We start from the raw sequence: 16,577 nt of genomic DNA, 5'->3' as shown, positions 1-16,577 counted from the left end.
AATCCTCATAATATCCTAGCAGTATTATAAATTAAATTATTTTTGAGAGGTGTTTAGATTAGACTTAATCATATACGCAGGAATGTTTTATTTATTGTTTAGATGAAAACAGAGAGACCGAGTTTCGAAAGTATATTTATGAATCTGGCAAGTGACCTTGCACAGCGGTCGCACTGCGTTAAGGCGCAGGTAGGTGCAGTTCTTACTAAGGATACGCGAATTATTTCCATCGGATATAACGGCCCACCCGCAGGCACCCATAACTGTGATGAAGAATTTCCTGAGACCGGCTGCGCGCGGGACGCAAAGGGAAGCTGTTCCCTGGCGTTGCATGCTGAAGAGAATGCGATATTATATGCCTCTAAAAATGGAGCTGATCTGGAGGGATCTACCCTCTATGTGACGCTTTCGCCCTGTCTGCCCTGTGCCCGACTGATATTTTCTTCGGGTATAAAGAAAGTACTGTACAGGAACTCCTATGCTGCCTATAAAGGCTTGGCTAATGATGAAGGGGTAGACTTTTTGAACCGTTTTGGTGTGGAGACATTGCAAATTACGGTAGTTTAGTCAGCTCGTCAAGGAGAATAGTGGCGATGGTATCGGAAGTCTGGCTGATGATTTCGTCGGGGCTTCCCTCGAAGTATAGCTTCGTCATCCAGGCTTTTTCTTTGATATATCCATTGACGAATATCGTTCCCACCGGCTTTTCGGGAGACTCACTTCCTCCCGGTGAAGCCAGACCCGTTACAGCAACCATTACGTCCGCAGGCATCAACCTCCTGAGTCCCTCAGCCAGGAGTTGAGTGACTTCCTGAGATTCGGCAGTATATTTCTCAACAATTTCCTCGCTTATGTTAAAAAGACTTTGTTTGACTGAGACGTCGTAGCATACTATTGAACCCTTTAGGATTTTCCCGCAATCGGGAACAGAGCTAAAATCGTATATAAGTTTTCCGGTAGTAACACTTTCGGCAAAAGAGATGGTGAGGTTCTTTTCCAGGAGTGTGTGACAGCAGGCGATGACTGATCTTGATACCATTCGTTTTTAGTTTGTGTAGATTACGCTTAATAACAAACACCATTGTGCTTGGTTTGTATTAAATTGCATGAAAGGAACTAGTATGAAAAATGTCTTAACGATAACATTGAACCCGGCAGTTGATAAAAGCAGTATGGTAGACCGCATTGCTCCGGAGAAGAAACTGCGTTGTGAAGCACCTGTGTTTCAACCCGGTGGAGGCGGAATTAACGTTTCGAGAGGACTGATCAGGCTGGGAGTAGATTCTACATCGTTCTTCCTTGCGGGAGGACGGACTGGTGCGCTACTTGAGGAATTGGTGGAAGAAGAGCGTGTGAAAATCAATCCGTTCCGGGTTTCAGGAAATACACGGGAGAATTTTATAGTAGTAGAGGGCAGTACAAACCAACAATACCGCTTTGGTATGCCCGGAAACGAAATCACAGAGGAAGAGCAAAACGGGATTTTGAAGGCGATCAGCTCCATTACTCCGTTTCCTGACATCGTGGTGATCAGTGGTAGTCTTCCCCCGGGTATCTCACCAGCCTTTCTCAGAACGCTCGTTAAGCTGGCAAAGGACAAGTCGGCCAAGGTGATAGTTGATACATCCGGCGCGGCCTTGAAGGAAGTACTTGAAGAAGGTGTTTATCTTGTGAAACCGAATCTGGGTGAGCTGGGCAACCTTACTGGCATTGATTCGCTCGATAACGATTCGGCAGACGAAGCCGCTCAGGAGCTGGTCCACGCAGGCAAGGCAGAGGTCGTTGTTGTTTCTATGGGTGCTCAGGGTGCTTACGTAGTGACGAAAGATTTTAAAGAATATGTGCCTGCACCCGCTGCAAAAAAACTAAGTACGGTTGGAGCGGGTGACAGCATGGTGGCAGGTATGATTTCGGTACTTGCAAGTGGAGGTGATTGCTCGGAAATGGCCCGGATGGGTGTGGCGTGTGGTACGGCAGCTACTATGAATCCGGGGACTGGCCTGTTCAAAAAGCAGGATGCAGACCGCTTGTTTAAGTGGCTAAATAAGCAGTCTGCAAACGCTGTTACGACGTAAAGGTATCGAGAAGTGTCATGACTTCTACACCTGTTTCGGCTGAGCAAGGATTGGGTCCTTTATCCAGAAAGTAATTGACCACTTGCTGGATAAAGGGAGCCTGAATGTTTTCAGGAAGCTCAAATTCAATTCTTTCTTCGTGCCCGTTTTTGGTAAGGATATAATGGTTGCCAAAAACGGAGAAGCTGATCTTTCCTTCCGAACCCATGATGGTACATTGGTCGAGTCGCTCTTCTTTTGGGACGTTAAAGCACCACAGGCCTTTGAATACTACCCCGTTTTCAAAAAGGAGCGATCCGGAAACGAGGTCGTCGGCCGGGTAGCGCTGCGCCTGGTTTAGTGAACATCCTCTGGCGTCTTTTACCTTCCCGAAGAAAAAGAGCATCAGGTCGAGCTGATGGGGCGCCAGATCGTGAAACAGTCCGCCGCCAGATATCGCCGGGTTTAGTCTCCAATTATCATCTGTCTTAGTTATCAGATCAGATTCTGCGTGCTGTAACATATGAAGGTCAGCGTACCGGATGTCGCCTATTTTTTTGCCATCAATAAGTTCTTTAACTTTATTGAACAGCGGGAGTCCGCGGCGGTAATGTGCTACGGTTAGCTTAACGTTTGTTTCAGCTGCTGCCCGGGCCATTACTTCTGCCGACTCACGTGAAAGCGTCATCGGCTTTTCCACATAGACCGGCTTGCCTGCGCGAAGTGCCTCGAGCGTGTATTGCTCGTGCGAGTCGGGTGGAGTAGCGATGTATATGGCGTTTACTTCCGGATCATTTATTAGCTCGGTGGCATCTGAATGCCATTTAGGTACGCCGTGTCGCCTTGCGTAATCTTCTGCTTTGACAGGATCACGGCGCATGACAGCAACCAGTCTTGAATGGTTAACTTTATTAAACGCTGGTCCGCTTTTCTTTTCCGTCACGTCTCCGCAACCGATAATTCCCCAGTTAATAGTGCTCATACGGTATTAATTGATTTTTTTAATTGCTTTTAGCCAGTGCTCAACCCTGTCTGTCCAACGGTCAGGTGTACGACCTGGTACCTGACCGAAACCATGCCCTCCGGTAGGATATAAGTGCATTTCTGCTGATACACCGTTTCTGATAAGTCCTTCATAGAATTTAATGCTGTTGCCTACCTTAACGCCTTTATCATCCCCGGCATGTACTAACAGTGTGGGAGGTGTCTGGGCCGTGATTTGCAGGTCGTTGGAAAACTGTCTGATCATCGCTTCGTTCGCATCAGTACCCAATAGGTTGTCTCTGGATCCTTTGTGCATAAGACTGTCGCTGAGATTGATTACCGGATAAATCAAGACCATAAAATCAGGTCGCAGATTGGTGTTTTCTTTATTTTCAATAACAGCTTTGCTGAATTGCGTACCTGCTGTTGATGCAAGGTGTCCGCCTGCCGAAAACCCAAGAATGCCCACCTTGGAAGTGTCAATTTTCCATTCAGCGGCCCTCATCCGGATCGTTTTAATTGCTTGCTGAGCGTCTTGTAAAGGGCCGATGGTCTTGTCGGCCATAATTTTATCGGAAGGGAGGCGGTACTTCAGAACAAATGCAGCGACCCCGAAGGAATTGAATTCTTTTGCGATGTCCATCCCCTCATGAGTGTATGCAATGGCTCCGTATCCTCCCCCGGGAATGATGACTACTGCCGCTCCTGTGCTTTTTTCAGCCGTTGGAAGATAAATTTCAAGTGTTGGGGTCGTAACTTTAGTGTAGCGGATCTGTCCCTGATCGTTCACTGTCTTTTCTTCAGCGTAGTCAACTTTGATCGAATTCGGTATTTTCCCGCTATACAACGGAATAACTGTTTGTCCGGAACCCTGCATAGATGCGAAGATAAGAGACAAAATCATTAAATATTTGCTCATTTTGGCTAAGTTTTCTGCAATATAGTGATACTGTACAAAACACCTGACGAACCAAGTGGAAAGTTTTTTGTTAACCTGTAAAGAACGATATGATAGAGGAAAAACAACTGGAGATCGACGATCTGCAGATTTATTATAAGATAAAAAAAGCTGGTAAGGCGGAGTTAACAGTGGTATTTATCCACGGATTCCCGTTTGATTCCAGCATATGGGACAAGCAACTGGAAGCACTTCCTGATAATGTATGCGGTATTTCCTATGATATCCGCGGGTTTGGAAAGAGTAGAGGAGGTCATCATTTTTTTAGTATTGATCTTTTTGCTTCTGACCTGATACGCTTTCTTGAGAAGCTTTCCGTTCAGCGGATTGTACTTTGCGGCGTGTCAATGGGAGGTTATATCGCTTTGCGGGCAGCGCAGCGTTCGTCTGATCACCTGGCAGGACTTATTCTGTGTGATACAAATGCTTCAGCGGATTCCAACGAAGCTAAACTGAAACGCTTTGAATCAATAGAAGAAATTACCGGTGGAGGCAAGGCGCAATTTACCGAAGGTTTTCTGAAAGGTCTTTTCAGCAAAAAGACAAACCAGGAGAACCGGCAACTCATCGACCAGATTGGCCATATCATCTCAGAAACGCATGACGACAGTATTTGTGCGGCACAGCTTGCCCTGGCATCCAGAACGGAAACCGTTTCTTTCCTGCCAGCTATCTCTGTTCCATGTCTGATTATTCGCGGAGCAGAAGATCAGATGATGTCTCTCGAACAGGCGGAACAGATGGACAGTCAATTGAATTCTCATGGGATTTTGGAAATAGCGGACGCCGGCCATCTTCCCAATGCAGAGAACCCTGAAGCCTTCAATGAGGCGATCAACCATTTCTTACAGAAGATAAGCAAGGGTTCAGATGACAGAAGTTGAGCAATTACTGGAGGAAAATGATCTTTTCTACCTTTCAGACAGCACCAAAGGCATTACACGTGTTAAAATAAGAGATGGATTTGTATACCATGATAAAAGTGGAAAAGAGATTAATGACGAGAAAACGCTGGAAAGGATTCGAAAGCTGGCTATTCCGCCAGCTTGGGAAAACGTTTGGATAGCGCCAAAAAAGAATGCGCATTTACAGGCCACGGGAATTGATCAAGCTGGGAGGAAGCAATATCGTTATCATACCAGCTGGTCTGAACTGCGTAATGAAAGCAAATTTTACCGGCTTCTTGAATTTGGGAAGAAGTTGCCGGAATTCAGGCGCAACCTACAGAAGGACCTGCGCAGAAAGAATCTGGATGAGCGTAAGGTTTTAGCGGTAGCAGTTAATTTTATGCAAAAGACGAATATCAGGATTGGCAATGAGTCATATAAAGAATTATACGGATCTTACGGTCTTAGCACCCTGCGCGACAAACATATCCAGATAAAGGGAAGCAAGATGAAGTTGAGCTTCAAAGGAAAAAAAGGTGTTATGCATGATATGGACATCACGGATGTGAAGCTGGCCAGGTTGGTTCAGAAATGCAAAGATATACCGGGACAAGAACTTTTCCAATATTACACTGCAGGAGGAGAGCGATGCTCGATAGATTCGGGAATGGTTAACAGGTATATTAAAGAGATAACCTGCTGCGATTTTACCGCAAAGGACTTTCGGACCTGGTCAGGGACGCTGGAAGCACTCAGAGCCTATGCGACTATTGATTATCCGGAAAGCGCTACAGCAAGAAAAAGAGTGACCAATGAGGTCCTTGATAGGGTATGCCGAAAGCTTGGTAATACGCGCACGGTTTGCAAGAAGTATTATGTCTTCCCTCCCCTTATAGCCGCATATGAAGAAGGTGTACTGATGTCTTACCTGAAGAAGGTGAATAAGGAGTCGTCACTGGGGACGGAAACATCATTAAATCAGGACGAGAAGGTTCTGCTGTCTTTCCTGAGAGCGGAAAGGAAGAAGAAGTCATCGCTTAAATCCTGAAATATACAGCGATAATTTGCTGTACGCCTCCAACTACAGTCCACATCTTCACTTTTAATTTGTTGTAAGTTCTCATAAGTAGGTGTTTTTATACCTACTTACTAGACAAAACCCTGCCAGGATTGAATCGTGAATGTTTTTATGCCGAATTTTGTGTTTTGAAGCTGTGAGCAGGCGCACATCCTCCACAATATCGCCTGTCTTTCTCCCAGATCTTCCGATAAATGGGAAAGTGTCTTATTCTGTGGACACCTTGCGGTGAATTTAGCATTCAGATGATATTCGCTTTTGCAATATTTCCGGATTTTTAGTAGCTTTGCCCCGCAAATAATCACTATTTGCTATGCAGCTCGATCCAGAAAAATTCGTTTCAGAAGGTCTCACATACGACGACGTTTTACTTATCCCAGCTTATTCCGAAGTTCTTCCGAGAGACGTGAATACCAGCACGAACCTCACGAAATCTATTCGTTTGAACGTTCCTATTGTATCCGCAGCAATGGATACGGTTACGGAGTCGGATCTGGCGATTGCGATTGCCCAGGCCGGGGGTATAGGTATTCTGCATAAGAACATGACGATAGAGCGTCAGGCTGAACAGGTAAGGAAGGTAAAGCGTTCTGAAAGCGGAATGATTCAGGATCCGGTAACGCTTCCGGAAGATGCTTTGGTTGGTACGGCGAGCAAGATTATGAAGGATAACGGCATAGGTGGGATTCCAGTGATCAATCAATCCGGTGTACTGGTAGGTATTATCACCAACAGGGATCTGCGTTTCCAGAAAGATATGAATTTGCCTTTGAGTAAGGTGATGACCAAAGTGAATCTGGTGACGGCACCTCATGGGACGACCTTATTGCAGGCAGAAGAAATTTTGCAGGAATATAAGATAGAAAAGCTTCCTGTAGTTAACGCGGAGGGTAAGCTCGTTGGGTTGATTACGTTTAAGGATATTCAAAAATATAAAAACTACCCGCAGGCTTGTAAAGACGAACACGGCCGTTTGCGGGTTGGCGCGGCAGTGGGAGTTGCGTCAGACAACCTGGATAGGGTAACGGCATTGGTTCAGGCAGGAGTGGATGTGGTTACTGTAGATACAGCACACGGACATTCTGCAGGAGTTATCAATATGGTTAAAGCGATTAAGGGCCTGTTTCCGGATCTTCAGGTAATTGCCGGAAATATCGGTACAGCTGAAGCTGCGATTGCGCTTGCTGATGCGGGCGCAGATGCTGTAAAGGTCGGTATTGGTCCGGGCTCTATCTGTACTACCCGTATCATTGCAGGGGTGGGTGTACCGCAGTTGTACGCAGTATATGAATGCGCTAAAGCCTTAAGGGGGCGTGGAATTCCGGTTATCGCCGATGGCGGAATTAAGCAAACCGGCGACATAGTGAAGGCAATTGCTGCCGGAGCAAGCACCATCATGGCAGGCTCGCTATTTGCGGGCGTGGACGAGTCGCCAGGTGAAACCATTATTTACGAAGGAAGAAAGTTTAAGTCATACAGAGGTATGGGATCGGTTGAGGCGATGGAAAAGGGGTCGAAAGATCGCTACTTCCAGGATGAGACGGATGTTGTGACCAAGCTGGTGCCGGAGGGAATTGTTGGCCGGGTTCCTTATAAGGGTACGCTAAGCGAAGTTATTTACCAGTATATAGGCGGTTTAAGAGCGGGAATGCACTACTGTGGTGCTGCTACTATAGAGGATCTGCAGAAGGCGCGCTTTGTAAGAATTACCGCTGCGGGAATGAGGGAAAGCCATCCTCACGACGTAACGATTACTAAGGAGGCACCAAATTACACGAGCAGATAATCAGTATGAAGAGCGTATGTGTCTACTGTGGGGCTTCTTTCAATGGTGATCCGCAACTTGCGAAGGCAGTTGAGCAATTAGCTACAGAATTAACGGAAAGAGGGATTGACCTGGTATACGGAGGCGGTAGCGTGGGCGTGATGGGACTGATTGCGGATGCTGTTATGAACCGTGGAGGAAGGGTTACAGGTGTGATCCCGCAGTTTCTGCTTGACCTGGAGGTTGCTCATCGTGAGGTCACCCAATTGGTCGTGACGGAGAACATGCACCAGCGTAAGAAGAACATGGCTGATATTTCTGAAGGATTCATCATTCTGCCCGGCGGCTTCGGTACTCTGGAGGAATTTTTTGAGGTGCTCACCTGGCTTCAGTTGGGACTACATAACAAGCCTATAGGTGTACTGAACGTAGGTGGCTACTATGATAGCTTGTTCGCTCAGCTCGATGTGATGGTGAATAGAGGTTTTCTGAAGCAGCAGAACCGTGATCTTGTATCGAATGAATGTGATCCTGCCGTTTTGCTTACGAAGATGGAACAGTTTAGTGTCCAGACCGATGGCATGTGGCTTAAAGACCGTAATCTTACTTAGGGCTGATCAGGATTGCTTATTTAAGTTATAAATTTGTACTAGAAAATATTTTTATGTATCAGGAAAAAGAACATGTTCAATGCCTAATCATAGGCTCCGGTCCCGCCGGATATACTGCAGCTATTTACGCAGCCAGGGCGGATCTTAAACCGGTACTATATACCGGAATTGTACCGGGGGGACAGCTAACGCAGACGACGGATGTAGAAAACTTTCCTGGGTATCCTGAAGGAATTATGGGTCCGGCGATGATGGAGGATTTCCGCAAGCAGGCGGAACGATTTGGAACGCAGATCAGGTTTGGTTACGCCACTTCCGTTGATTTTTCTCAAACACCCCATAAGGTTATCATTGATGAAATAAAGACAATCACTGCGGATACAGTTATAATTGCAACCGGAGCGTCGGCGAAATGGCTGGGACTTCCAAGCGAGCAGAAGTATAATGGTTTCGGTGTATCTGCATGCGCCGTGTGTGATGGGTTCTTTTTTAAGAATCAGGAAGTAGCAATTGTTGGAGCAGGTGATACTGCAGCAGAAGAAGCGACCTATCTGGCAAAGCTTTGCAGCAAAGTTCATATGCTTGTCAGACGCGACGAATTCAGAGCTTCCAAGGCGATGCAACGTCGTGTCCTGAATACTGCAAATATTGTGATCCATTATAACACCGAAACGGAAGAGATTGTCGGAGATGGGCTGAATGTAACGGGGATCCGTGTTATAAATAACAAGACCCAGGAGGAAAAAATTATCAATGTGAGCGGTTTCTTTGTGGCAATCGGACACAAACCGAATACGGATATTTTCAAAGGCTGGCTGGACATGGATGAAACCGGTTATCTGATAACGAAGAGCGACTCCACTCAGACCAACATTGAGGGGGTATTTGCCTGCGGGGATGCACAGGACAAGATTTTCCGCCAGGCTGTTACCGCTGCGGGAACCGGCTGCATGGCTGCGCTGGAAGCGGAGCGGTATCTTGCAGCGAAAGAATATGAAACGGTTATTTAGAGAATAGCCATTGCTTAAACAAATAGAAGTGCCATAATTAGGCACTTTTTTCGTTATATACACATCGTACTCACAACATTTATGAGATCAAGAACCATATTTACCATCGTTATATCCCTTGCAACGGTAGCTTTTTTCGCATACCTCTTCTTTTACATTAAGAAAGAAACGTTTGAAACAAAGACGGAGATTACCGAGGATGTTATGATAGAAAAAATAACGAACATTGGTAAACTAGAGCTTGTGAAGTACAATATGAAGGATGTGATTGAAAAGAAGGAGCTGAGGACTCTGCTGCCGGATAGAAGGATACTCCTGGTTGCAGCTGGTGAAGTAGCCGGATGCATCGATCTGACCAAGATCAAGAAGGATGACATTGAAAATGTAAGTCTGGACTCAGTTACTGTATACCTTCCTGAGCCTGAAGTATGCTATTTTAAGCTCGATCATAAGAGATCCAGGGTTTACGATGTTACCGGAGCCTGGTTTTCTACGGATACGAAAGCAATGGTCGAAGATATTTATAAGATTGCTGAGCAACGTATCCTGGAGAATGCCAAAGAAATGGATATTCTGGGAAAGACCCGTGAGAATGCGTTTATAATTTTCAAGCCGATCCTGGAAAATATTTCAGGTAAAAAGGTAGGGATCAAGTTCAAATAATTAATTTAGTTTCTTATACAATTGTACCCAAGATTTAACGTATCATGAAATTCACTGCCTCTCCGCTTACACCTCTGAAATTTCTGGCTTTTACCTTGATTCCGTTGGCGATTATTTCTTCGTGCAATACGGATGGTGAGAAAAAAGAAGTTAAGTCGGAAACGCGTGTAGTTCTTCCGGAACCTTTCCGCGCTCATAAGGTGGTGGAAGTACGACCTGGGCTTACTTTTGATATTTTAAGCTGGGGAAGGGGATCACAGCAAAGTGGTGCTTTCATCATTCTGCGGTCAGATTCCTCCACAATAAAATACCGCTCGGTATCCGGTGAGCTGGAAGGAAAGATAACGGATGCATGGAATATGGATATGGATTCTGACGGCAACCCTGAGATCTTTATTCAGGCCATATCAGGAGATGCGGACGGCAATCTCCTGATGTATGTGTATGAATTCAGTGATAATGGCTCTGCGCGGGAGATACGCTTTCCAGATTTAACATCCGCAACAACAAAACAGTATAGAGGTAAGGACTCTGTTTATGTAAAAGAGGGATCATTGTTCAGGGAATTTCCATTATTTGAAAGCAGTGATACTTCCGGAGTTAAGGCTATTGGAAGAAAGAAGCTCGAATACTTGCTTAGAGGAAATAGTTTTTCTGTTAAAGAGCACAAAGAAGACTAATTGAATTGCTTTTTGATGCGCTCCAGTTTGGTGATCATTTCATTTAGTCTTTCCTGTTCTTTTCTTCGGTAGGTGATCATCCATCTCCAACACATAATGAACCACCCGATGGTAAACATCAAGCCGAGGATGCTTTGCCATACTGGCGATATGTAATAAAGCTCAATAGCAAACAATGCCATAGCCAGGCCGATGAAGACACTATATATTTTATAGTTACGTGTGTTGAAATTATATCGATCACGCTGGTATTTCTGAAGGTAGGTTATATAAGATTCAGGTTTCTGAAGTATGTGTTTTTCGGATGAGAAGCGTCGGTAGTCTGTCAGTTGCACTATTAAGTAATATAGGCAGCATGCGATCATGATTGCAATGGAAAGATGAGTTGTCCACAGTAAGAATGAGGCCTCCAGCCAAATCCACCCAAATATCAAGATCCCTGCGAGCATAGCCAGAGCCTCGGTCAGCAATTTGCCCGCTATGGAAGATCCGGACTTCCTGACATCTCTCAGTATATCCTCATGATCCATATTTGGACCATTCATTTGACCGTTCCACAAATCTTTCAGTGCATCAAAATCTTTCATACCGGTTATATATTTCAGTCAGCTTGTGTTTGATACGATGTATTTTCACCCTTAAGTTTCCTTCTGATACACCTGATATTTCCGCAATTTCAGGGTAAGGAATCTCGTCGAGTACCATGGTGATTATAAGGCGTTCGTTTTCTTCCAGTTGGGCTATACATTTGTATAGTTTTTCTACCTGTTCGTTTCTTTCCGAAATTTCCTCCCGGCTGTTCTCAATGATGTAATCAGTCAGGGGAGCTCTGGCTTGTCGTTTTTCGACACGAAGCCAGGAAAGGCAGGTGTTAACCGCAATGCGGTATATCCAGGTTGAAATCATGGCCTGATTGCGGAAGCCGTCAAGATTTTGCCATACTTTCATGAAAGTCTCCTGCATGAGGTCATGTGCGGCAGCATCGTCTCCGGTGTATCCGTAGCATAGATGGTAAATTTTCTTTGAGTTTGTTTTGAAAATCTCACCAAACAGAACTTCCTTTTTCGCCATTTTTATTTAGAGCTGCGTATTTGCGAATTGTTACAGCATATAATGGTCTTTGTAAAACCCGCTGATTTGGTCGGAAGACCGTGAAAGCAGATCATTATAGGGTTGCTTATAATCGAACTGGAGGTCTTCATGAAGTTTCGGGAATGCTTTCCTTATTTTTTCGAGTTGGCGAATAAACAGGGTATAAAGGGCTTTGTTGGACTGACGCACCCCTGCGTGTACGACGAGCATTTCGGAGAACCAGATGAGCAGTGTGATTTCGACCTCTGTCGACGACGTATAACGAATATGGCGGGTCAGTACCCTCAGATGTTTACGAAGTTCTTTTACTTTCAAGCTAGGGTGTCGGTTTAGGTTAGTGAGCGGCTCTTGTAAAGATTCCTTTACATCTTCCGCATAAGCGAGTGGATCTGAAGATTCAAAAAGTAAAAAATGAAGATATTCTTTGTTATCTTTCTTGAAACGAGCGAGCTTCAGGCATATTTCTGCTAGTTCTGCCTGACTGATGTTTTTAATCGTTTTTTTTATCTCCGCAATTCCGTTGGTTTTCATCAGTACGCCTTTTTATTGTGGGGTAAAGTTAAAAAAATTACATTTGTCGCGCTTATTACGTCCATATGAAGTTAAAACAAGCGGGGTTCACTGCGATTATAACGGTTTTTATAGCCGCACTTTTACTCTTTCTGAATCATTATAATATAGTCGCTATCCCTCCAGTTGCGTTACTCTTCTCCAGATGGCTTGCTATTGCGGGACTTGTCTTTTTTGGATTGATGAAACGCTCACTAACATCCTGGATTCTGATCTCCATGGTGATAGGCGCTGAAATAGGGAATGATTACCCGGAGCTTGCTATGCAGTTGCAGGTATTGAGTAAGATCTTCCTGAAGATGATAAAGACCATCGTTGCCCCTCTTTTGTTTGCCACACTGGTTTATGGTATTGCAGGCCATGCTGACTTAAAGCAGGTGGGGAGAATGGGCTGGAAGTCAATTGTGTACTTTGAGGTCGTTACGACTATTGCTTTGTTTATCGGTCTGGCTGCGATTAATATCACTAAGGCCGGTGTCGGGATAGCAGTACCCGAAAGTATCCATGAGGAGCTGCCTTCAGTGCCCCCTCAGACCACCAACGATATTATACTACATATCTTTCCTGAAAATATTGCCAAATCAATTGCGGAAGGGCAGATTTTGCAGATCGTAATATTCAGCGTGTTATTTGGTGTGGCTCTGGCTATGGTGCGCGAGGATAAGCGACTCCCTATGCTTAAGTTCACAGAAAGCCTCTCCGAGGTTATGTTTAAGTTCACCAATATCGTGATGTACTTTGCTCCGATCGGCGTAGGTGCAGCAATCGCGTATACTGTGGGACACATGGGACTGGGGATTCTGGTAAATCTCTTCCAGCTCCTGGCTACACTATATGTTGCTTTGATCGTGTTTCTCGTGGGGGTTCTGCTTCCCATTGCGTTGGTGGTGGGCGTGCCGATAAAACGGTTCTTGCAGGCGATCGCAGGTCCGGTTTCTATTGCTTTTGCAACCACGAGTTCTGAAGCCGCATTGCCAAGAGCTATGGAAAACCTGGAAAAGCTCGGAGTGCCGAGGAAAATCGTGGCGTTTGTAATGCCCACTGGATATAGCTTTAATCTGGACGGAACGACGCTTTACCTTGCTCTCGCATCCGTGTTCGTTGCCCAGGCAGCAGGAATGGAAATGACGCTGGGTCATCAACTGATCATTGTATTTACGCTGATGCTGACCAGTAAAGGGGTAGCTGGTGTTCCGCGCGCATCATTGGTGATCTTGTTGGGTACTGCGTCATCATTCGGCATGCCTACATGGCCGATTTTTATTATATTGGGCATCGACGAATTGATGGATATGGCACGTACTTCGGTAAACGTAATCGGAAATTGCCTGGCTACAATTGTTATAGCAAAGTGGGAAAATGAGTTTAATCCCGTAGAGGATTAGTAAGAATATGAAGGACAAGGGAAAAAAGATATTTCTGGCGGCGAGTATAGTGCTGCCATTTTTACTTTACTGTGGTTATTACTACGGGATGATGATTAAGAATGCCCCGTACAAATTTTCTGAATTTGAGACGCTGACGTTCAGTTATGGGACCGGCGATTCGCTGTTAAATCAGTTTGATTCGAAAACGCAGCACTTTCAGTATGTTAATAAAAGCGGTGCTGTAGTTAAAGGGAAGCTGAAACTTACTAAAGATGATCTGCTTTACCTGCACCGTAAAGCTGCTGACTACGGGTATTGGGATTTTCCCTCGGATATGACTTCGAAAGTGAGAAATCCTGAGTTACCGCGATATCACATTAAGTTTCAGTATCAGCGTAAGACGAAGGAGGTCTATTTTGATCTCGACTATAACGGAAATCCTCGGTTAAAGGATGCTGTCAGGTTGCTGATTGAAACGATTAACAAAACGATGGACGAAGCAGTGAAGAGGACAGAAACAAAATAACGTTTGTGGATGTTGGAGTAGTATAGCCTATGTTAAATATGGAAGCACTATTGTTAATTGATGTCCAAAATGATTTCCTTCCGGGAGGCTCTCTGGCCGTAGAGGGAGGAGATGAAGTGATTCCAGTAATTAACAAGTTACAGGAGCACTTTCAGCTTGTAATAGCGACACAAGACTGGCATCCAATTTCGCACAAGAGTTTTGTCTCCAATCATTCGGGAAAGTCAGTTAATGATGTTGTTGAAGTGAGGGGAAAGAGCCAGATATTATGGCCTGACCACTGTGTGCAGGCTTCGGAAGGGGCGTCACTATCGGGAAAATTAAGTCAGCACAGGATTGAAGCTGTATTTAGAAAAGGAACTAATCCTGAGATTGATAGCTATAGCGCCTTCTACGATAATGGGCGTTTAAAATCCACAGGTGTTGCAGAGTTTTTAAGAGGCAGGGGTGTAAAACGGTTGTACATTGCGGGTCTCGCAGGTGACTTTTGTGTTTACTATTCTGCCAAAGATGCGATCAAGGAGGGATTTGTAACCTATATCATAGAAGATGCCGTCCGGTCGGTATATCCAGAAAAATTCCCTGCTGTTGTTGCAGATATTTTAAAAGAAGGTGGGTTTGTGATAAACAGCATTGACTTACTCACCAGTTAGTCAGCGAGCTTCGATATCTTTTTGTTTTTTAAAAGATATTCCTGCACTGCTGAAATGCTGTTTGAGCGAGAAGCTTTCACTGCTGATTTGATACTCTCTCTACTAACTCCCCATTTATTAGCCCAATAGTTGAGGTCTTCTTCGACGTGCATACTGATGAGCATTTTTTCGTTATACCTTAAATTCGTACTGTTCATAACTAATGTTTTTTATAAAATTGGCAAAAGCTCATTTTGTTTTAATTATTTTAAATATTTATCCGAGTCTATAAATGTATATTCAGCACCAATAATCCCATGGTTTTAATTATTTTTATCGGCTAGAATAATAACCATAGGAACAGCTCTACATAATGAAAATTAAGAAATTTGGAGGTACATCAGTCGGAAGTCCCGAAAAGATGAAGAACCTTCTTCAGATAATCCAGACGGACGAAAGGCAAATAGTAGTTTTATCCGCTGTGGCCGGTACTACGAACAGCCTGGTCGAAATATCTCAGGCGTATCTTGCCGGTGATAAACGTACAGCAAAGCAGCTTACAGACCTATTATTCGAAAAATATCAGATCTTTGTTGATGAATTATTCTTTACTGAAGAGGGCAGAAAGAATGGTACGGACCTGATTAACTACCATTTTAGCATTATTGGTTCATTCAGTACTGACCTGTTTACTCCTGTTGAGGAAAAGGTTATTCTTGCTCAGGGAGAATTACTTTCTACTACGCTTTATCACTTTTACCTTTCGGAACAGGGAATCAGATCTGTATTGCTTCCTGCGCTCGACTTTATGAAGATCGATGATGATAATGAACCAATGATCGATTATATCGCGACGCATTTGAAGCCGCTATTGGAAGCTAAGCAGGATCACAACTTATTTATCACTCAAGGCTATATTTGTCGAAATTTCTTTGGTGAAACCGATAATCTGCGCAGGGGCGGAAGTGATTATACAGCCTCTCTTATTGGCGCCGCCATACTGGCCGAAGAGGTTCAGATCTGGACGGATATTGACGGAATGCATAACAACGATCCGAGGATAGTGAAGGGAACGACTCCAATCGCCCAGCTATCGTTTGATGAGGCAGCCGAGTTGGCTTATTTTGGTGCTAAGATATTGCATCCACAAAGCGTATTTCCTGCGCAAAAATATAAGATTCCGGTAAGATTGTTGAACACTATGGATCCATCTGCTCCCGGAACTCTTATATCCACAACGAGTGAGCGAGGTAAAATAAAGTCTATAGCAGCTAAAGATGGCATAACATCGATTAAAATACAATCGAGCAGGATGCTCCTTGCTTATGGTTTTCTGCGTAAGGTGTTTGAAGTGTTTGAACGTTACAAAACGCCTATTGACATGATCACTACATCTGAGGTGGCAGTATCAGTGACGATAGATGATACGCGTTTTCTGGCGGAAATATTGAACGAGCTAGAGGTATTTGGTACAGTCGATTCCATATCTGAACAATCTATTATTTGCGTGGTAGGAGATTTCTCCTATCAGTCGCATGGATTTTCATCGAGGGTATTCGAAGCATTGAAGCATTTGTCTATCCGGATGATATCATACGGAGCCAGTAACTGTAATATTTCACTTGTCGTTGATACTTCTGACAAGACGGAAGCGTTACGTAGTCTTCATAACCGTCTGTTTTAAATTACATGCTTCACAT

Annotated in this window: 20 protein-coding genes; 13 read left to right on the top strand and 7 right to left on the bottom strand. The window is 44.4% G+C overall.

Annotation, left to right across the window (positions count from 1 at the left end; all coding sequences use genetic code 11):
- The first annotated feature begins 102 nt into the window (after window positions 1-102).
- The gene (locus ACKI5J_RS18425) at window positions 103-567 is read left to right on the top strand and encodes a deoxycytidylate deaminase (protein WP_407431152.1); all 465 of its coding nucleotides are present in this window, start codon (window positions 103-105) and stop codon (window positions 565-567) included.
- Here ACKI5J_RS18425 and ACKI5J_RS18420 read toward each other — a convergent pair.
- Window positions 554-1,039: a CinA family protein gene (locus tag ACKI5J_RS18420; RefSeq protein ID WP_407431150.1), complete on the bottom strand. Its 486-nt coding sequence runs from the start codon at window positions 1,037-1,039 to the stop codon at window positions 554-556. The two genes, ACKI5J_RS18425 and ACKI5J_RS18420, sit on opposite strands and share 14 nt — an antisense overlap.
- Before the next feature lie 82 nt (window positions 1,040-1,121).
- Here ACKI5J_RS18420 and ACKI5J_RS18415 point away from each other — a divergent pair, with 82 nt between their 5' ends.
- Complete coding sequence (locus tag ACKI5J_RS18415) at window positions 1,122-2,075, top strand: 1-phosphofructokinase family hexose kinase (protein ID WP_407431148.1); 954 nt, start codon at window positions 1,122-1,124, stop codon at window positions 2,073-2,075.
- On the opposite strand, the gene ACKI5J_RS18410 is transcribed toward ACKI5J_RS18415, so the two are convergent.
- Together ACKI5J_RS18410 and ACKI5J_RS18405 are read right to left on the bottom strand one after the other, a co-directional pair.
- The gene (locus ACKI5J_RS18410) at window positions 2,065-3,036 is read right to left on the bottom strand and encodes a Gfo/Idh/MocA family protein (RefSeq protein WP_407431146.1); all 972 of its coding nucleotides are present in this window, start codon (window positions 3,034-3,036) and stop codon (window positions 2,065-2,067) included. The two genes, ACKI5J_RS18415 and ACKI5J_RS18410, sit on opposite strands and share 11 nt — an antisense overlap.
- Window positions 3,037-3,042: 6 nt before the next feature.
- Complete coding sequence (locus ACKI5J_RS18405) at window positions 3,043-3,957, bottom strand: alpha/beta hydrolase (protein WP_407431144.1); 915 nt, start codon at window positions 3,955-3,957, stop codon at window positions 3,043-3,045.
- 89 nt (window positions 3,958-4,046) lie between these two features.
- Between ACKI5J_RS18405 and ACKI5J_RS18400 the strand changes: the two genes are divergently transcribed.
- The 7 genes from ACKI5J_RS18400 to ACKI5J_RS18370 all read left to right on the top strand — a co-directional run bounded on the left by ACKI5J_RS18400 (window position 4,047) and on the right by ACKI5J_RS18370 (window position 10,690).
- Window positions 4,047-4,880, top strand: coding sequence for an alpha/beta fold hydrolase (locus ACKI5J_RS18400; RefSeq protein ID WP_407431142.1), 834 nt, complete (start codon window positions 4,047-4,049; stop codon window positions 4,878-4,880).
- Entirely contained in the window at window positions 4,867-5,931 is a 1,065-nt protein-coding gene (locus ACKI5J_RS18395) for a DNA topoisomerase IB (RefSeq protein WP_407431140.1), read from the top strand. The genes ACKI5J_RS18400 and ACKI5J_RS18395 overlap by 14 nt, the downstream gene beginning before the upstream one ends.
- Before the next feature lie 343 nt (window positions 5,932-6,274).
- Window positions 6,275-7,747: an IMP dehydrogenase gene (gene guaB / locus ACKI5J_RS18390; RefSeq protein ID WP_407431138.1), complete on the top strand. Its 1,473-nt coding sequence runs from the start codon at window positions 6,275-6,277 to the stop codon at window positions 7,745-7,747.
- A gap of 5 nt (window positions 7,748-7,752) precedes the next feature.
- Window positions 7,753-8,337 carry a TIGR00730 family Rossman fold protein gene (locus tag ACKI5J_RS18385; protein ID WP_407431136.1) on the top strand — a complete coding sequence of 195 codons (585 nt, stop codon included), beginning with the start codon at window positions 7,753-7,755 and terminating at the stop codon, window positions 8,335-8,337.
- Window positions 8,338-8,390: 53 nt separating this feature from the next.
- Window positions 8,391-9,347: a thioredoxin-disulfide reductase gene (trxB, locus tag ACKI5J_RS18380; protein ID WP_407431134.1), complete on the top strand. Its 957-nt coding sequence runs from the start codon at window positions 8,391-8,393 to the stop codon at window positions 9,345-9,347.
- An 81-nt stretch (window positions 9,348-9,428) separates the two neighbouring features.
- Window positions 9,429-10,010 carry a DUF4230 domain-containing protein gene (locus ACKI5J_RS18375; protein ID WP_407431132.1) on the top strand — a complete coding sequence of 194 codons (582 nt, stop codon included), beginning with the start codon at window positions 9,429-9,431 and terminating at the stop codon, window positions 10,008-10,010.
- 44 nt (window positions 10,011-10,054) lie between these two features.
- Window positions 10,055-10,690: a hypothetical protein gene (locus ACKI5J_RS18370; RefSeq protein ID WP_407431130.1), complete on the top strand. Its 636-nt coding sequence runs from the start codon at window positions 10,055-10,057 to the stop codon at window positions 10,688-10,690.
- Here ACKI5J_RS18370 and ACKI5J_RS18365 read toward each other — a convergent pair.
- Genes ACKI5J_RS18365 through ACKI5J_RS18355 form a run of 3 tightly spaced genes read right to left on the bottom strand, consistent with a single transcriptional unit; the run spans window position 10,687 to window position 12,313 of the window.
- On the bottom strand, window positions 10,687-11,277 hold the full coding sequence (locus tag ACKI5J_RS18365; RefSeq protein ID WP_407431128.1) for a hypothetical protein: 591 nt from the start codon (window positions 11,275-11,277) through the stop codon (window positions 10,687-10,689). The genes ACKI5J_RS18370 and ACKI5J_RS18365 overlap by 4 nt on opposite strands.
- On the bottom strand, window positions 11,264-11,761 hold the full coding sequence (locus ACKI5J_RS18360; RefSeq protein WP_407431126.1) for an RNA polymerase sigma factor: 498 nt from the start codon (window positions 11,759-11,761) through the stop codon (window positions 11,264-11,266). The genes ACKI5J_RS18365 and ACKI5J_RS18360 overlap by 14 nt, the downstream gene beginning before the upstream one ends.
- Window positions 11,762-11,791: 30 nt before the next feature.
- The gene (locus tag ACKI5J_RS18355; protein ID WP_407431124.1) at window positions 11,792-12,313 is read right to left on the bottom strand and encodes a hypothetical protein; all 522 of its coding nucleotides are present in this window, start codon (window positions 12,311-12,313) and stop codon (window positions 11,792-11,794) included.
- 65 nt (window positions 12,314-12,378) lie between these two features.
- Here ACKI5J_RS18355 and ACKI5J_RS18350 point away from each other — a divergent pair, with 65 nt between their 5' ends.
- Genes ACKI5J_RS18350 through pncA form a run of 3 tightly spaced genes read left to right on the top strand, consistent with a single transcriptional unit; the run spans window position 12,379 to window position 14,898 of the window.
- On the top strand, window positions 12,379-13,737 hold the full coding sequence (locus tag ACKI5J_RS18350) for a dicarboxylate/amino acid:cation symporter (protein ID WP_407431122.1): 1,359 nt from the start codon (window positions 12,379-12,381) through the stop codon (window positions 13,735-13,737).
- 7 nt (window positions 13,738-13,744) lie between these two features.
- Entirely contained in the window at window positions 13,745-14,245 is a 501-nt protein-coding gene (locus ACKI5J_RS18345; RefSeq protein WP_407431120.1) for a hypothetical protein, read from the top strand.
- A gap of 38 nt (window positions 14,246-14,283) precedes the next feature.
- Entirely contained in the window at window positions 14,284-14,898 is a 615-nt protein-coding gene (pncA, locus tag ACKI5J_RS18340) for a bifunctional nicotinamidase/pyrazinamidase (RefSeq protein ID WP_407431118.1), read from the top strand.
- Here the strand turns inward: pncA and ACKI5J_RS18335 are convergent.
- The gene (locus ACKI5J_RS18335; protein WP_407431116.1) at window positions 14,895-15,095 is read right to left on the bottom strand and encodes a DUF3606 domain-containing protein; all 201 of its coding nucleotides are present in this window, start codon (window positions 15,093-15,095) and stop codon (window positions 14,895-14,897) included. The two genes, pncA and ACKI5J_RS18335, sit on opposite strands and share 4 nt — an antisense overlap.
- 155 nt (window positions 15,096-15,250) lie before the next feature.
- On the opposite strand from ACKI5J_RS18335, the gene ACKI5J_RS18330 reads away from it, so the two are divergent.
- Window positions 15,251-16,561: an aspartate kinase gene (locus ACKI5J_RS18330; RefSeq protein ID WP_407431114.1), complete on the top strand. Its 1,311-nt coding sequence runs from the start codon at window positions 15,251-15,253 to the stop codon at window positions 16,559-16,561.
- Window positions 16,562-16,577: the final 16 nt, after the last annotated feature.

The organism is Arcticibacter sp. (assembly GCF_045629565.1).
Taxonomy (GTDB): Bacteria; Bacteroidota; Bacteroidia; order Sphingobacteriales; family Sphingobacteriaceae; genus Arcticibacter.
Note: the sequence above shows the minus strand (reverse complement) of the source record. Positions and strands in the feature narration are given on the sequence as shown.

What these genes read in the sequence shown, in the direction of transcription:
- ACKI5J_RS18425 (WP_407431152.1), top strand. Translation starts at nt 103, where the DNA reads ATGAAAACAGAGAGACCGAGTTTCGAAAGTATATTTATGAATCTGGCA.
- ACKI5J_RS18420 (WP_407431150.1), bottom strand. Translation starts at nt 1,039, where the DNA reads ATGGTATCAAGATCAGTCATCGCCTGCTGTCACACACTCCTGGAAAAG.
- ACKI5J_RS18415 (WP_407431148.1), top strand. Translation starts at nt 1,122, where the DNA reads ATGAAAAATGTCTTAACGATAACATTGAACCCGGCAGTTGATAAAAGC.
- ACKI5J_RS18410 (WP_407431146.1), bottom strand. Translation starts at nt 3,036, where the DNA reads ATGAGCACTATTAACTGGGGAATTATCGGTTGCGGAGACGTGACGGAA.
- ACKI5J_RS18405 (WP_407431144.1), bottom strand. Translation starts at nt 3,957, where the DNA reads ATGAGCAAATATTTAATGATTTTGTCTCTTATCTTCGCATCTATGCAG.
- ACKI5J_RS18400 (WP_407431142.1), top strand. Translation starts at nt 4,047, where the DNA reads ATGATAGAGGAAAAACAACTGGAGATCGACGATCTGCAGATTTATTAT.
- ACKI5J_RS18395 (WP_407431140.1), top strand. Translation starts at nt 4,867, where the DNA reads ATGACAGAAGTTGAGCAATTACTGGAGGAAAATGATCTTTTCTACCTT.
- guaB (WP_407431138.1), top strand. Translation starts at nt 6,275, where the DNA reads ATGCAGCTCGATCCAGAAAAATTCGTTTCAGAAGGTCTCACATACGAC.
- ACKI5J_RS18385 (WP_407431136.1), top strand. Translation starts at nt 7,753, where the DNA reads ATGAAGAGCGTATGTGTCTACTGTGGGGCTTCTTTCAATGGTGATCCG.
- trxB (WP_407431134.1), top strand. Translation starts at nt 8,391, where the DNA reads ATGTATCAGGAAAAAGAACATGTTCAATGCCTAATCATAGGCTCCGGT.
- ACKI5J_RS18375 (WP_407431132.1), top strand. Translation starts at nt 9,429, where the DNA reads ATGAGATCAAGAACCATATTTACCATCGTTATATCCCTTGCAACGGTA.
- ACKI5J_RS18370 (WP_407431130.1), top strand. Translation starts at nt 10,055, where the DNA reads ATGAAATTCACTGCCTCTCCGCTTACACCTCTGAAATTTCTGGCTTTT.
- ACKI5J_RS18365 (WP_407431128.1), bottom strand. Translation starts at nt 11,277, where the DNA reads ATGAAAGATTTTGATGCACTGAAAGATTTGTGGAACGGTCAAATGAAT.
- ACKI5J_RS18360 (WP_407431126.1), bottom strand. Translation starts at nt 11,761, where the DNA reads ATGGCGAAAAAGGAAGTTCTGTTTGGTGAGATTTTCAAAACAAACTCA.
- ACKI5J_RS18355 (WP_407431124.1), bottom strand. Translation starts at nt 12,313, where the DNA reads ATGAAAACCAACGGAATTGCGGAGATAAAAAAAACGATTAAAAACATC.
- ACKI5J_RS18350 (WP_407431122.1), top strand. Translation starts at nt 12,379, where the DNA reads ATGAAGTTAAAACAAGCGGGGTTCACTGCGATTATAACGGTTTTTATA.
- ACKI5J_RS18345 (WP_407431120.1), top strand. Translation starts at nt 13,745, where the DNA reads ATGAAGGACAAGGGAAAAAAGATATTTCTGGCGGCGAGTATAGTGCTG.
- pncA (WP_407431118.1), top strand. Translation starts at nt 14,284, where the DNA reads ATGGAAGCACTATTGTTAATTGATGTCCAAAATGATTTCCTTCCGGGA.
- ACKI5J_RS18335 (WP_407431116.1), bottom strand. Translation starts at nt 15,095, where the DNA reads ATGAACAGTACGAATTTAAGGTATAACGAAAAAATGCTCATCAGTATG.
- ACKI5J_RS18330 (WP_407431114.1), top strand. Translation starts at nt 15,251, where the DNA reads ATGAAAATTAAGAAATTTGGAGGTACATCAGTCGGAAGTCCCGAAAAG.